The sequence below is a fragment of the Streptomyces cadmiisoli genome (assembly GCF_003261055.1).
In the GTDB taxonomy this organism is placed as follows: Bacteria; Actinomycetota; Actinomycetes; order Streptomycetales; family Streptomycetaceae; genus Streptomyces; species Streptomyces cadmiisoli.
Genome location: NZ_CP030073.1, coordinates 1,183,163 through 1,197,102 on the forward strand (window position 1 = coordinate 1,183,163; position 13,940 = coordinate 1,197,102).

Here is a 13,940-nt window from a genome sequence, read left to right on the forward strand (position 1 = left end):
AGCACTCCGTCCCTCGGTGTCCGAACCGGCGGCCTCCGCACCGCCTACCTGTGCCAACGCTCACCCGGGGCCGCCGTTTCCCCTCCGGAGGAGATGAATGGAGATGATGGTTATCTCCCGAAGGGACAACCGAAGGAGCCGGCCATGGAGCTTCGGCAACTGGAGGTCGTCGTCGCGGTCGCCGAGGAGGGCGGGTTCAGCGCCGCGGCCCGGCGGCTGCACGTGGTGCAGTCCGCCGTCTCCAGCACGGTCCGGGCCCTGGAGCGCGAGCTGAACGTGCTGTTGTTCCAGCGCACCACGCACCGGGTCTCGCTCACGCCCGTGGGAGAGGCCTTCCTGCCGGCTGCCCGGGCCACCCTGGAGGCCGCGGAGCAGGCCCGCGCGGCGGTCGAACGCGCACAGGGCGAACTGCGCGGCGAGATCACCGTCGGTGTGATGCAGGGCCTCTACGGCGGCCTCGCGCCGGCTCTGGCCGAGTTCCACCGCGAACACCCCGGCGTCGTGCTGCGACTGTGCCAGGCACCCGCCGCCGAGATTCCGCACGCCCTGCGCAGGGGCACCGTGGACCTGGCCGTCGTCGCGCTCGACACTCCGCAGCCGCGCGGCCTGGCCACCCGTCTGCTGTCCCGGGAGGAAATGGTGCTCGTGACTCCACCGGGTGCCGTGTCACAGCCGCTGCGGCCGGTGACCCTGGCCGAGGCGGCCCGTCTCCCCCTGGTGGACTTCCCGCCGAGCTGGGCGGTCCGGGTCGAGGTCGACCGGGCCTTTCGCGCCGCGTCCCTCGAACACACCGCCACTTTCGAGGTCAACGACATCCTGGCGGCCACCGATCTGGTCCGGCACGGCCTGGGTGTGTGCATCATGCCGCCGTCGCTGGCGGCGCGCTTCCCCGAACTGCCGCTGCGCCTCTTCCGGCCGCCGGCGCCGGCCTGGACGGTGGGAGTCGTGCACCCGCGCGGTGACCTGCCGCCTGCCGTCGCCGCGCTCCTGCGGCACATCCGATGAACGGTGCGCCCTGTCCCGCACGGAACCGGGTCTGCCGCACGGAACCGGGTCTGCCCCTCCGGCCGAGCCCGGCCTCCTCGTGGTGACGGAGGCGGCGCCACCCGCCGAACCGGCCGCTCTCCAGTGAACTCCCCCTGGAACCAGGCAACTTGGAGACGCGTCACCGGATCCCGCCGCCTCGACGGAACGGGCGGGTACGGACGTCCGGGGAGCCCGCGGGGTGTCACGGAAGGGCCGGACCGGTCGGCAGGCGGTCCGCACAGGTGCGCGTGACAATTGGGCGGGGGCCGGCAACCGGGGGCGGCGATCGGAGGCGCGGATGACGGCCGGCGAACTGAACCACGGACCCCCTGACCTCGCGGATCAGACGGTCGTGGTGATCGGCGCCAGCGCCGGCATCGGGCTGGAGACAGCCCGCCAGGTGCGCGCGGAAGGCGGCCGGGTGGTGATGGTGGGCCGCAACGCCGAACGGCTGGAGCAGGCGGCGCGGGAGCTCGACCCACTCGCCACGGCGGCTTTCGACGTCGCGGACACCGAGCGGCTCAGACGGTTCTTCCAGGAACTGCCGGGTCCGGTCGACCACGTCATGGTCACGGCCGGTGCCCCTTCGTACACCCCCCTGGAAGACCTGGACCTCGCTGCCGCTCCTCGCGAATTCGGCGAACGCCTCGCCGTGACGCTCGCCGTCGCTCTGTGCAGCCGCGACCAGGTCCGAGCCGGGGGCACGCTGCTGTTCATGGGCGGCACCGGCGGTCGGCGGCCCGGCGTCGGCCTGACCGTGGTGTCCGCCCTGACCGCCGCGCTGCCCGCCCTGGTCGCCAACCTGGCACTCGAACTGGCGCCGATCCGGGTGAACCTCATCGCCGCAGGATTCGTCGACACCCCGCTGTCGGCCGCACTCCTCGGCGACCGGTTGGAGGCCCGACGTGAGGACCTGCGCGCCAGGCTGCCCATCCGCCGGGTCGTCGGCCCGGCCGACGTCGCGGCGCTCGCCGTGCACATCATGCGCAACGAAGCGCTCACCGGTGCGACGTACGACATCGACGGGGGCCAGCAGTTGCTCCCGCACTGACCCCGGGGGACGGGCACAGTGAGTCCGTCCGATGTCGGCGGGCGACGACGCGGGCGGCCGGACGCTCAGCTTTTGACGCCGCAGACAGCCGGGGTGATGCTGCCAGGGGGAAGTTGCTCGTCTCCGGGATACCGAGGAGCACACGTGGCCCAGATGTACGACCCGCGCCATACGGCGGTTCTGCTGGTCGATCCCTACAACGATTTCATCTCCGAGGGCGGAAAGGCCTGGCCGCGCGTGGAGTCCGTGGCGCAACAGGTCGGGCTGCTGGACAACCTGCGCGCCGTGGTGGGTGCCGCCCGCGCGACCGGTGTGCAGGTGGTGTTCGTCCCGCATCGCCGTTGGGAGCCGGGCGACTACGAGACCTGGGACCATCCCAATCCGACGCAGGTCAGCATCATGGAACGGCACAGTTTCGCGCGCGGCACCTGGGGCGGGGAGTTCCACCCCGACTTCCAGCCGCAGCCGGAGGACGTGGTGGTCCATGAACACTGGGCGCAGAGCGGGTTCGCGAACACCGACCTGGACATGCGGCTCAAGCAGCGCGGCATCACGCACGTGGTGGCGATCGGACTGCTGGCGAACACCTGCATCGAGTCCACCGGACGCTTCGCCATGGAGCTCGGCTACCACGTGACGCTGGTCCGCGACGCCACCGCGGCGTTCCTCCCCGAGATGATGCACGCCGCGCACGAGCTGAACGGCCCCACCTTCGCTCACGCCATCGTCACCACGGCGGAGCTCGTCGAGGCGTTCGGCGAAGCGCGCTCCGGCATCTGACCGGGTGGGCATCGCGCGAAGCCGTGGTCGTCAGGCGCCGTCGTCCGGCGCCGGACGACCACCCGCCGTCCCGAGGTGAGCCCGCCGGGCCCGCCGTGACTACCGCGACGTCAGCCCAGACCGTCGGACGTGTCGCGCAGGACGTCGAGAACGGGGCCGTACATACGCGCCTTGATGGTGCCGAGGGTGTGGGCCGCCTTGCCCGCCTGGGACGCGGCGATCTCGACGGCGGTCGCGCGTACGGCGTCCTCGTCGACGGCGCGGTCGACGATCCCGGCCGCCAGGGCGTCCCGACCGCCGTAGCGGCGGGCGGTGAGCATGGCCTCGTGGGCGGTCTGCGGCGTCAGCCGGGACTGGATGAGAGCGGACATGCCGTGCGTGAAGGGGATGTCGATGTCGGCCTCGGGCAGGCACCAGTAGCCGCGGTCGGCGCGCATCACACGGAAGTCGTGGGCCAGGGACAGCATCGCGCCCGCCGCGAAGGTGTGCCCCTGGAGTGCGGCGACCGTGACCGCAGGCAGGGAGAGGAACCGCGCGAACAGCGCCTGGACGGAGACGACGTACTCCCGCCGGCGGTCGGCGTTGGCGAGCAGCCACTCCAGATCCAGCCCGTTGGAGAAGAACTTGCCGGTCGCGGCGGTGACCAGGGCGCGCGGTCCGTCCTCCTTCTCCACCTTGTCGAGGGCGTCGTTCACGGAGGCGATCCAGTCGGGGTGGAAGCGGTTCTCCCCGTCGCCGAGGTCGAGGACGAACACGTTGTCCTGGCGGTCCAGTGTGGGCATGGCGGCTACTCCGTCGGGTCGGTCGGGCAGTGGGACACACATGTCAGGTGGGTCGGCCGGTCAGATGGGTCGGCCGGAACCGCCGGCGGGCCGGTCACCGATGGCGTGGGCCAGGAGGTCGTGGATCTCGTCGGCGGCCACGTCCAGCGGCGCGGTGCTCTGCTCGGCCCGGCACAGGATCACCGCGCCCTCGGCCGCGGAGATGATGAACGCCGCCAACCGGGCGGCACGTGCGTCGGGCAGGCCGTGGCGCACGAGCAGGCCGGCCAGTGCCTCGCGCCAGCGGGAGAGAACAGCGGCGGCGGAGCGCGCGAGCTGCGGAGCCTCGTCGTTGGTCTCCACTGCCACCGCCACGATCGGGCACCCGGCCCGGAAGTCGCTCTCCAGGAGCCACTGTCGCCACTGGTCGAAGAACGCGTCGATGACCTGGACCGCGTCGCCGGACTCGGCCGCCGCGTCGATCCGCTTCGCGATGAAGTCGCCGGCCAGCGCGACCGCCTCGTCGATCAACTGCGCGCGCCCGCCCGGGAAGTGGTGGTAGACGGAGCCTCGCGGAGCTCCGCTGTGCGCGAGAACGCGGTCGATGCTGGTCGCGCCGGCTCCGTACTCACGGAGCAGGACGACGGCACTCGCGACCATCCGCTCCCGGCTGTCGCTCCTGCGCGGACTCACGGCGGCACCGGCCCGGCGGGGCGGGGTGCGGTGTACGGCGGTGCGGACATGGCGCCGGCCGCCCTTCCTGGAGACGTTCCCCGATTACCTGCCAGTAAGTTATGGGCTGTGCCATAGGACATGCAAGAGGAACGACGCACCGCGCGCCGGTACCGCACGGGGCCGGCCCGGTCACGACGTGACCGGCGGCGCCCCCGCGTGGCGCGCGGCGCATGCCGCGTACGCGGAGGGCGCCGCCGGTCCGGAGCACGGTCAGCGCGCTCCCGGGTTCTTGCGCGGCCTGATCGTGGCATTGGGGAGTTCGGGCGCGGGGAGGCGATCACCGTCGTAGCCCTCGACCCGGCCGAACCGGTCGGTCTCCGCCTGCCAGGCCTCGCGCGCCCGCACGATGTCCTCGTGGGAGCGGCCGATGAAGTTCCACCACATGACGATCTCCTCCTGGAACGGCGGCCCGCCCAGGAGTACCAGTCGTGCGGTGTCCTGCCCGTGGTTGGTCACGGTCACGGTGTCACGGCCGGGGGCCGCGTAACCGAGTTCGGCCGGCTTCAGGGCGGTTCCGTCGACGGTGACGTCCCCGCTGTCGACGAGCAGGCCGTGCTCGAAGTCGGGGCTCACCGCGAGGGTCAGGCCGGCTCCCGGGTTCACCGTCAGCTCCGCTCCCAGCAGCGGGGTGAAGGTGCGCACGGGGGACGACTCCCCGGCGAGGGTGCCCAGGAAGACGCGGGCCTCGCCACCGTCCAGCGGTACGGGCGCGGGGACATGGTGCTGGAAGTCCCTCGCCGTGTCCCGGTGCTCCTCGGGCAGGGCCACCCACAGCTGCACTCCGTGCAGGATCGTCGTGGCCGGGGTGGAGACCTCGGAGTGGCAGATGCCGTGGCCGCCCGTCATCAGGTTCAGCTCACCGGGCCGGACGAAGGCGTGGCTGCCCAGGCTGTCGCGGTGCTCGATCTCGCCGCTGAAAAGCCAGCTGACCGTCTGCAGGCCGATGTGCGGATGAGGGGCGACGTCCATACCGCCGGCGGTCGCGACGTCGTCCGGGCCGTAGTGGTCGGCGAAGCACCAGGCGCCGATCAATGTGCGGGCCCGCTGCGGCAGAGTGCGCCGCACCCGCATGGCCCGCGGGCCGCCGAGCGGCACATCGCGTGGAGTGAGAATTTCGATGTCCGGCGACGACGGCCCGTCGGTCTGCCCACCGCATTCCATTTCGACAGGGCGCGCTTCGGTATTGCTCACCGGCCCGCTCCTCCCTCATTCGAGAAAGTTTCACCTTCAATAGTAACGATGCGATGATAAGACCGACGCTCGGAGATCGGGCGAAGGAGGAGCTCACGTGACCCAGACAGCAGAGACGGCCACCCAAGGGCGGGTCTTCATCGACAAACAGAGCCCGGACGCCTACCGAGCGCTGCTCGCCACGGCCGAATCCGTACGGGCCACCGCGGCCGAAGCCGGACTCGACCGTATCCTGGTCGAGCTGATCAACATCCGGGTGTCCCAGCTCAACGCGTGTGCGTTCTGCCTCAACACGCACACCAGGGCCGCCCTGCGGGGCGGTGAGTCCCCGCAGCGCCTGGGTGTGCTGGCCGCCTGGCGTGACACCGATCTCTTCACGCCGCGCGAGCGAGCGGCCCTGGCGCTGGCGGAGGCCACCACGCATCCCGCCGACGCCGAGCCCCAGACCGCCGCCTACGACCTGGCCCGCTCCGTGCTCACGGAGGCGGAGATCTCCGCCGTGATCTGGGTGGCGATCACGATCAACGCGTTCAACCGGGTCTCCGTCATGAGCAAGCACCCGGTCCGCCAGAGCTCCTCGGTGACGCCCGCCTGAAGGCGCGGCTCCAGCCCGGACACCGCGCCCGGACGTCACGCCCGGCCGCTCGGCCGGGCAGGCGGACCCCGGGTTCGACCCCGTCCCGCAATGAGACGCAGGTCACCCCGAAGGGCCGTCACACTTTCCGAGGCACATCGGTCAGTCGTGCGTATCCGCAAGACGGTAAAGGAGATCATTGTGGAAGCGCGACTCAACTACTTCGGTAACCCCTTCGCCGGAAAGGTGCTGCGGCACATCAACTCGGCCAACAAGGTCATCGAGGAATCCTCGCTGCCGGGCACGATCCAGGAACTCGTGAAGATCCGCGCGAGCCAGATCAACGGCTGCGGTTTCTGCACCGACATGCACACCAAGGACGCCACCGCCGCGGGCGAGACCTCGCAGCGCCTCAACCTGGTCGCGGCCTGGCGAGAGGCCACGGTCTTCACCGAGGCCGAGCGCGCCGCCCTGGAGATCGCCGAGCAGGGCACCCGCATCGCCGACGCCGCGGGCGGTGTCAGCGACGAGGCCTGGGCGAACGCCACCAAGCACTTCGACGAGGAGCAGCTCGTCGCGCTGATCTCGCTGGTCGCGGTCATCAACGCCTACAACCGGATCAACGTCATCAACCAGCAGCCTGCCGGTGCTTACAAGCCCGGTATGTTCGGCTGATCGGACCAGCCCGAGCCGGACAATCACCGTCCGTCTCCACGCCGCCCCGACCTACGGCGCGGAGACGGACAACCCGGAGCCGCCGATTCCCGGGGCCGCCTGATCGACTGCGCGGCGTTGCGGCGATGTCTCTACCCTGGGAGTACTCGGTCTCTCCCCGCAGGGGCGCACCCGGTCGGAAGACCGAGAGACGCCGGTGGTCCGCGGCCACGGTGATGGTGCGCGCATATTTCGTCGGCGTCTCGTTGCGCAACCGATCAACGGGAGATGGTCTTCATGTCATACCCCCCGCAGGTGTACATGGGAGAGACCGGCGAGATCAGCGCGAAATACCGCCCCGTGAGCACTCCGCCGGAACTCGGCAGACCGGGAAAGGGCGCCTACTACTATTTGGCGACCACCGCGACCACCCGGGGCGAATTCGGACTGTACAGGGTCGAGATGACCGCACGGGCGGGCGGCCCCAAGACTCATTTCCACAAATCCATCTCGGAGTCGTTCTTCATCCTGAGCGGTACGGTGCGGCTCTACGACGGCGCACAATGGGTCGACGCTCGGCAGGGTGACTTCCTGCATGTGCCTCAGGGTGGACTCCACGCGTTCCGGAACGACTCCGACGAGCTCGCGGAAATGCTGCTCCTCTTCACGCCCGGAGCGCCGCGTGAGGAGTACTTCGAGAAACTCCCGGAGATGGGTGACGCCACCGACGAGGAACGGGCCCAGTTCTTCGTGAAGCACGACTCCTACTTCGTCGAATAGTCGAACAGCCGGAGGCCGTGCGGTCGGCGCGTGTCTCTCCCCCGCCTTTCGGCCGGGCTGTCACAGGATGTAGGGCCACCCGGTCTGATCAGTGAGTGATCTTCCCAACGACTCGCGGCACGCGACATCGGAGATGAGGAACCCTGTGAATACCTTCGTGATCGTCGGCGGCGGTCTCGCCGCCGGCAAGGCCGCGGAAGCCCTGCGGGAAAACGGCCATGACGGCCCGCTCGTCATCATCGGCGACGAGAACGAGAAGCCCTACATCCGGCCGCCGCTCTCCAAGGGGTACCTCCTCGGCAAGGAGGAGCGCGATTCGATCTTCGTGCATCCGGACGACTGGTACCGCGAGCACGAGGTCGACCTGCTGCTGGACACCCGCGCGCGGGCGTTCGACTGGCGCGCCCGGACCGTGGACCTCGAGGACGGGCGCCAGATCCCGTACGACAAGCTGCTGCTGGCCACCGGCTCGTCCCCGCGCCGGCTGACGATCCCCGGAGCGGAGCTGGACAACGTCCTCTATCTGCGCCGGGTGGGCGACAGCGAGCGGCTCAAGTCCGCCTTCACGGCGGGAGCGAAGATCGTCGTCATCGGTGGCGGCTGGATCGGTCTCGAAACCGCCGCGGCCGCCCGCACGGCCGGCGGTGACGTCACCGTCCTGGAGCACGGCGAGCTCCCCCTGCTGAAGGTGCTCGGACGCGAGGCCGCCGAGGTGTTCGCCGAACTGCACACCGATCACGGTGTCCAGCTCCTGCCCAACGTGCAGGTGGAATCCCTCACCGGCACCGCGGGCCGGGTGGACGGCGTACGGCTCGCCGACGGCCGGCACCTGGCCGCGGACGCCGTGGTCGTGGGCATCGGCATCACGCCGAACGTCCAACTCGCCCAGGAGGCGGGCCTGGACGTGCGGAACGGCATCGTCACCGACGCGCACCTGCGGACCTCGGTGGCCGATGTGTACGCCGCCGGCGACGTCGCCAACGCCTTCCACCCGCGCTTCGACCGCCATCTGCGGGTCGAGCACTGGGCGAACGCGTTGAACCAGCCCCGCGTGGCCGCGCTCAGCATGCTCGGCAAGGACGCCGTGTACGACAGGCTGCCGTACTTCTACACCGACCAGTACGACCTCGGTATGGAGTACACGGGCTACGTGGAACCGGGCGGCTACGACCGTGTCGTCTTCCGCGGCGACGTGGGCAAGCGGGAGTTCATCGCGTTCTGGATGGCCGGGAACCGTGTCCTGGCGGGCATGAACGTGAACGTCTGGGACGTCGTCGATCCGATCCGGGACCTCATCACGTCCGACTCCGACGTCGACGACCCACGTCTGGCGGACCCGGACGTGCCCCTGGACCGCGTCGCGCGGTGACCCCGCGTCGAGCGGTGACCTGACCGGACGTCGGCGGGGCGGGGCGGACGGTACGCCCTGTCCCCCGCCGCGCCTGAGCGCGGCGCCGCGGGATCCGACGGCGACAGGGGACGGCCGACGGGGACACGTTTCCCCGAACCGTCCCGATCCCTGTCACACACGAAGCAGTTGTCCTGTCTTTCTCTGATACAGACACCAAATTCTTTCGAGAGGTATTCCTTATGAAGGTCGTAGTGATCGGTGGAACCGGGCTCATCGGATCGAAGCTGGTCGCACAGCTCGACGAGCAGGGCCACGAGGCGGTCGCGGCCGCACCGAACACCGGCGTCAACACCCTGACGGGCGAGGGCCTGGCGGAGGTCCTCGACGGCGCGTCCGTCGTGGTCGACGTGTCCAACTCCCCCTCGTTCGAGGAGAAGGCCGTCATGGACTTCTTCCGCACCTCCACGACCAACCTCCTCAAGGCGGAGGCCGAGGCCGGCTGCACGCACCACGTGGCACTGTCCGTGGTCGGCACCGACCGTCTCCCGGACAGCGCCTACTTCCGCGCCAAGCAGGCCCAGGAAGAACTCATCAAGTCGTCCGGCATGCCGTACTCCATCGTCCACGCCACGCAGTTCTTCGAGTTCGTCAAGGCGATCGCCGCCGACGCCACCGACGGTGACACCGTGCGCCTGTCCCCGGCCAAGATCCAGCCGATGGTCTCCGACGACGTGGCCGCGGCCGTCGCCCGCGCCGCGGTCGGCACCCCGGTCAACGGCCTGGTCGAGGTGGCCGGCCCCGAGGTCTTCGGTCTCGACGAGCTCATCCGCATCGGCCTCGCCGCGCAGGACGACCCCCGCACCGTGGTCGCCGACGAGCGCGCCACGTACTTCGGGGCCGAACTGAAGGAGACCTCGCTCCTGCCCGGTCCCGACGCGCACATCGCCGAGACCAAGTTCGCGGACTGGCTCGCCCGGCAGCGCTGACCCCGACGGGGGTGGCTCCCGCCGGACGGCCGGCGCCACCCCCGTTCCCCATTCGCCGTCCGGCCTCTGTCCACCGGGGCCGCAGTCCCGTCCCACCGGACGGCCGCACCGCGTCCGGACCGACCCCTGCCCGAGGTTCACGCACCGAGGAACTCAGACTTGTCATGTCCATATCTAACGACAGCACGCGTGTCCCGCCCCTCGCGGGACTGACCGGGGTGTACGTCATCGACCCGGTCCACAGCACGATCGGCTTCTCCGTCCGACACGCCATGATCACCAACGTGCGCGGCAGATTCACCGCGTTCGAAGGGCTCCTCAAGCTCGACGGGTCGCGCCCGAGCCGGTCCGAGGCCTACCTCAGCGTCCAGACGGGCAGCTTGGAGACCGGCAACGGGGAGCGCGACGCGCACCTCACCGGCCCGGACTTCCTCGACTCGTCGACCTTCCCCCTGATGAGCTTCCGCTCCACCGGATGCCTGGACGCCGGTGGCGGCCGGTTCCGCGTGTCGGGGTACCTCCGGATCAAGGACATCGAACTGCCGATTCGCCTCGACCTCGAACTCGGCGGCGCGAGCCGGGACGCCGCCGGCAACCACCGTGTCGGCTTCGAGGGTTCGGCCGTTCTGCGACGCGCCGACTGGGGACTCGACCGGAACGCGGGACCGGCGGCGGGTGGCGCGCTGATCGACGACAAGGTGAAGCTGATCCTCGACGTCTCCGCCGTACGCCTGAACCAGGCGTTGGCCGCCTGAAGGCCTCGGCCGGTCCGCGCGTCGCGTCCGGCCGTGCGGACCCCACGACGGGACAGGCGGGCGGGGCGGCATCGCTGCCGCCCCGCCCTGTGGTGCACACCGGTCAGCGGGTCGCCCGCGCCGCCCGCTCGATGAGCTCGGCGACGTCGTCGGGCTGCGACACGGTCACCGCGTGCGAGGCCTCGACCTCCACCGTGTGCGACTTCGCGCGCTTCGCCATGAACTGCTGCGTCCGCGGCGGGATGTTGAGGTCCTCGGAGGCCACCATGGTCCAGGACGGAACGGTCTTCCAGGCCGGCTCGCCGGACTCCTCCCCCAGGGCCACGTCGGTCACCGGTCGCTGGGTGACGGCCATGAGCCGGGCGGTGTTCCGGGAGACGTCCGCGGCGAACTGCTGGGGGAACTTCTTCTGGTCGATGTAGAGGTCGGCTCCCTGGGAACCGTCCGGCAGATGCACCGGAACGGGGCGCAGCGCCTGGCCGAGGGAACTGCCCGGGAACTTCTCCGCCAGTGCGGCCGCGCTCTCTCCCTTGTCGGGCATGAACGCGGCGAGGTAGACGAGCGCTTTGACGTTGTCGGCGCCGCGGGCGGCATTGGTGATGACCGCTCCGCCGTAGGAGTGGCCGGCGAGCACGACGGGGCCGTCGATGCTCGCCACGAGCTCACGGACGTAGGCGGCGTCGCTGCTCAGGCCGCGCAGCGGGTTGGCGGCCGCGACGACCGGGTAGCCCTCCTCCTTCAGCTCCTTGACGACGCCGTTCCAGCTGGTGGAGTCGGCGAACGCGCCGTGCACCAGGACGACGGTCGGCTTGGGGTGCTGCGGGGCGTCGGCCTTCTCGGCGCTGGCCGGACCGACCGACGCGGCGAACAGGGCGGCGCCGACCGTGGCGGTGGCCAAGAGGGTGAGGGGGGTGCGTCGGCTCAGCGATCGACGGTGCATGAACAGGCCTTTCGAGGCGAAGATTTCAGCCGTGCGCGGTGGAGCGGCACGGCCGCCGTAGCAGCTTCTCTGCTGCTGGTCTCTTGGGTGGTGCGGACGAGTGCCGGTCGAGCACCGCCGTTCTCCCGACTGCCGCGGCGCGGACTCGCACAGGGTCGACAGCCCGCCGCCGGGCGGCAGTCACGGCCCACACCGGACCGAGAGGGGGGCGGGTTCAGGAAAAAAGAGCGGAGCCCTTTTCGGGCCGGCAGGTTCTTTCCCGCACTCACTCTTATGACAGGCGAACCGGTCAAGGTGTGACAGCCGTTCCCGATTCCCGGCGGGGCGGGGAAGGATTTTCCGGTACGGCTGATTCCCGGCGGGCCGGGGAGGAATTCTCCGGTACGGCCGGTTCTTCACACATCGGCGGGCGAGCGGTCAGCCGGTGACCATTTGATCATGACGCCGCTTCATCCGGCGACGTTCGATCTCCGTCGTACCACCCCAGATTCCGTCCACGCGCCCCGCTCGCAGAGCCCAGGTCAGGCACTGCATCATGACAGGGCAATGGGCACACACGGCTTTGGCCTCATTGGTCTGTTCGAACGTCAGGACGCCACTTCCCACCGGGAAGAACAAATCGGGGTCTTCCGTGTTGAGGCAGGCCGCCCTTTCGCGCCAGTGCGCGGCGGAATCTTCTCGGTCAGTGCCCATGGGCCGATCACGGCCTTTCTCATTCTCGTGAGAGCTGTCGAGTCCGAGAAGTGAGACAAGACGACGGGCTCTTGTGTGACACACGACTTCACGAAGGAGCCGACGCCCCCGGACACGTGCGCACCGAGGGCCGCGCCGGGTGTGCCGGGAGACGGTGGACGGCCCTGGGAACGGCTCGGAAACCCGCCGGGCGTCGGCGCGGTCCGCGGGAGCGCGGCAGGGCCGCGGGGCTCACCGTGCGGTGAGCCCCGCGGCCCTGTGGACATCCGGTCAGGCGGCGGCGCGGTCGTCCTGCCGGCTCTTGCCGGACCGCTCCGGGTCGCCACTCGTGACGAACGCGTCCCGCGGGTGCTGCACGGAGGCGAGGGAGACCAGGTCCCGGCCGTACACGGCGGCGGTGAGCCACACCGCGAGCACGCGGACCTTGCGCTCCCAGGTGGGCACGGCCAGGACGTGGTAGCCGCGGTGCATCAGCCAGGCGGGCAGCCCCTTGATGACGATGCGCTTGTACTGGAAGATGCCTCGCCCCAGGCCGAGCGTCGCCACCACGCCGAGACTGCTGTGGCGGTAGTTCCGCGTCTTGCCCCCGCGCAGGTCGGCCACGATGTTCTTCGCGAGCCGCTTGCCCTGCCGGACGGCATGCTGGGCGTTCGGCACCGTGTACGCCCCCGGTACGGCCAGGTCGGGAACCGCGGCGTCGTCGCCGGCCGCCCACACATCCTTCACGGGCTCGCTGTCGGTTCCCACCCGCAGGTCGGGCCGGACCACGAGAAGGCCGCGCTGGTCGACCGGCAGATCCGTGTGGTTGTGCACGACCGGGTTCGCGGCGTTGCCGGCGGTCCAGACGACCAGCGCCGAATCGAACTCCTGCCCGTTGGAGAGGACAACGTGCCCGTCCTCGACCGAGAGCAGCTGGGTGTTCAGGTGGACGTGTGCGCCACGGCGTTCCAAGGACCGCACCACCCAGGAACCGGGTTCGTCGGTCACCTCGGGGAGGATCCGGCCCCGGGCCTCGACCAGGTGGAAGGACAGGTCGTCCATGCTCAGCTCCGGGTAGGACTTGAGCATCGCCGTCGCGAGCGACAGCAGTTCGCCGAAGCCCTCGACGCCCGAGAACCCACCGCCCACGAAGGTGACGGTGAGCAGCTTGCGGCGTTCCGGGCCGGGAGGCAGGGACGCCGCCTGGTCGAAGGCGGTCATGAGGCGGTCGCGGATGGCCACCGCCTCTTCCACGTGCTTCAGGCCGATCGCGTGCTGCGCGAGTCCGGGAACGGGGAAGGTGCGGGTCACCGCGCCGGCGGTGACCACGAGGATGTCGTAACGCAGCTGCTGTTCGGCGCCGTTCGCGGATCGGACGGTGACCGTCCGGTCCGCGTTGCTGATCTCGATCACGCTGCCCGCCATCAGCCGGGTGCTGTGCAGATGGCGCCGCAGCGACACGGCGGCATGGCGCGCCTCGATCGACCCGGCCGTCACCTCCGGAAGGAAGGGCTGGTAAGTCATGTAGGGACGAGGGTCGACGACAGTGACGCGCGCCTCCCCTTTCCGCAGCCTCTTTTCGAGGCCCCACGCGGTGTAGAAACCCGCGTACCCGCCACCCACGATCAGGATCTCGCGCATGTCTTCCTCTGCTCGTTGTCCGACACCAATTAGACAAGGCAGA

15 protein-coding genes are annotated in these 13,940 nt (G+C 70.1%); 9 read left to right on the forward strand and 6 right to left on the reverse strand.

Features of this window, described 5'->3' with window-relative positions:
• Positions 1-144 precede the first annotated feature (144 nt).
• The 3 genes from DN051_RS04750 (at position 145) to DN051_RS04760 (ending at position 2,857) form a co-directional block, all read left to right on the forward strand.
• On the forward strand, positions 145-1,005 hold the full coding sequence (locus DN051_RS04750) for a LysR family transcriptional regulator (protein WP_053756228.1): 861 nt from the start codon (positions 145-147) through the stop codon (positions 1,003-1,005).
• A 319-nt stretch (positions 1,006-1,324) separates the two neighbouring features.
• Positions 1,325-2,077: an SDR family oxidoreductase gene (locus DN051_RS04755; RefSeq protein ID WP_053756227.1), complete on the forward strand. Its 753-nt coding sequence runs from the start codon at positions 1,325-1,327 to the stop codon at positions 2,075-2,077.
• Positions 2,078-2,230: 153 nt separating this feature from the next.
• Positions 2,231-2,857, forward strand: a complete 627-nt coding sequence (locus tag DN051_RS04760) for a cysteine hydrolase family protein (RefSeq protein WP_053756304.1) — start codon at positions 2,231-2,233, stop codon at positions 2,855-2,857.
• 110 nt (positions 2,858-2,967) lie between these two features.
• On the opposite strand, the gene DN051_RS04765 is transcribed toward DN051_RS04760, so the two are convergent.
• From DN051_RS04765 to DN051_RS04775, 3 genes are all read right to left on the reverse strand, one after another.
• Entirely contained in the window at positions 2,968-3,639 is a 672-nt protein-coding gene (locus DN051_RS04765; RefSeq protein WP_053756226.1) for an enoyl-CoA hydratase-related protein, read from the reverse strand.
• A gap of 60 nt (positions 3,640-3,699) precedes the next feature.
• Positions 3,700-4,311, reverse strand: a complete 612-nt coding sequence (locus tag DN051_RS04770; RefSeq protein ID WP_246040921.1) for a TetR/AcrR family transcriptional regulator — start codon at positions 4,309-4,311, stop codon at positions 3,700-3,702.
• Between the two features lie 252 nt (positions 4,312-4,563).
• A complete protein-coding gene (locus DN051_RS04775; RefSeq protein WP_053756224.1) occupies positions 4,564-5,544 on the reverse strand; it encodes a pirin family protein in 981 nt (326 codons plus the stop codon).
• 97 nt (positions 5,545-5,641) lie between these two features.
• Here DN051_RS04775 and DN051_RS04780 point away from each other — a divergent pair, with 97 nt between their 5' ends.
• From DN051_RS04780 to DN051_RS04805, 6 genes are all read left to right on the forward strand, one after another.
• Positions 5,642-6,139: a carboxymuconolactone decarboxylase family protein gene (locus DN051_RS04780; protein ID WP_053756223.1), complete on the forward strand. Its 498-nt coding sequence runs from the start codon at positions 5,642-5,644 to the stop codon at positions 6,137-6,139.
• Between the two features lie 180 nt (positions 6,140-6,319).
• Positions 6,320-6,793, forward strand: a complete 474-nt coding sequence (locus DN051_RS04785; RefSeq protein ID WP_112438069.1) for a carboxymuconolactone decarboxylase family protein — start codon at positions 6,320-6,322, stop codon at positions 6,791-6,793.
• Positions 6,794-7,069: 276 nt separating this feature from the next.
• Entirely contained in the window at positions 7,070-7,552 is a 483-nt protein-coding gene (locus tag DN051_RS04790) for a cupin domain-containing protein (protein WP_053756303.1), read from the forward strand.
• Between the two features lie 133 nt (positions 7,553-7,685).
• Entirely contained in the window at positions 7,686-8,921 is a 1,236-nt protein-coding gene (locus DN051_RS04795; RefSeq protein ID WP_053756221.1) for an NAD(P)/FAD-dependent oxidoreductase, read from the forward strand.
• Positions 8,922-9,142: 221 nt separating this feature from the next.
• Positions 9,143-9,889 carry an SDR family oxidoreductase gene (locus tag DN051_RS04800; protein ID WP_053756220.1) on the forward strand — a complete coding sequence of 249 codons (747 nt, stop codon included), beginning with the start codon at positions 9,143-9,145 and terminating at the stop codon, positions 9,887-9,889.
• Between the two features lie 164 nt (positions 9,890-10,053).
• The gene (locus DN051_RS04805; protein WP_053756219.1) at positions 10,054-10,644 is read left to right on the forward strand and encodes a YceI family protein; all 591 of its coding nucleotides are present in this window, start codon (positions 10,054-10,056) and stop codon (positions 10,642-10,644) included.
• 103 nt (positions 10,645-10,747) lie between these two features.
• Here DN051_RS04805 and DN051_RS04810 read toward each other — a convergent pair whose 3' ends face one another.
• The 3 genes from DN051_RS04810 to DN051_RS04820 all read right to left on the reverse strand — a co-directional run bounded on the left by DN051_RS04810 (position 10,748) and on the right by DN051_RS04820 (position 13,897).
• Positions 10,748-11,584 carry an alpha/beta fold hydrolase gene (locus tag DN051_RS04810; protein ID WP_079000249.1) on the reverse strand — a complete coding sequence of 279 codons (837 nt, stop codon included), beginning with the start codon at positions 11,582-11,584 and terminating at the stop codon, positions 10,748-10,750.
• A 417-nt stretch (positions 11,585-12,001) separates the two neighbouring features.
• Positions 12,002-12,277, reverse strand: a complete 276-nt coding sequence (locus tag DN051_RS04815; RefSeq protein ID WP_053756218.1) for a WhiB family transcriptional regulator — start codon at positions 12,275-12,277, stop codon at positions 12,002-12,004.
• A gap of 270 nt (positions 12,278-12,547) precedes the next feature.
• The gene (locus DN051_RS04820) at positions 12,548-13,897 is read right to left on the reverse strand and encodes an NAD(P)/FAD-dependent oxidoreductase (RefSeq protein ID WP_053756217.1); all 1,350 of its coding nucleotides are present in this window, start codon (positions 13,895-13,897) and stop codon (positions 12,548-12,550) included.
• Positions 13,898-13,940: the final 43 nt, after the last annotated feature.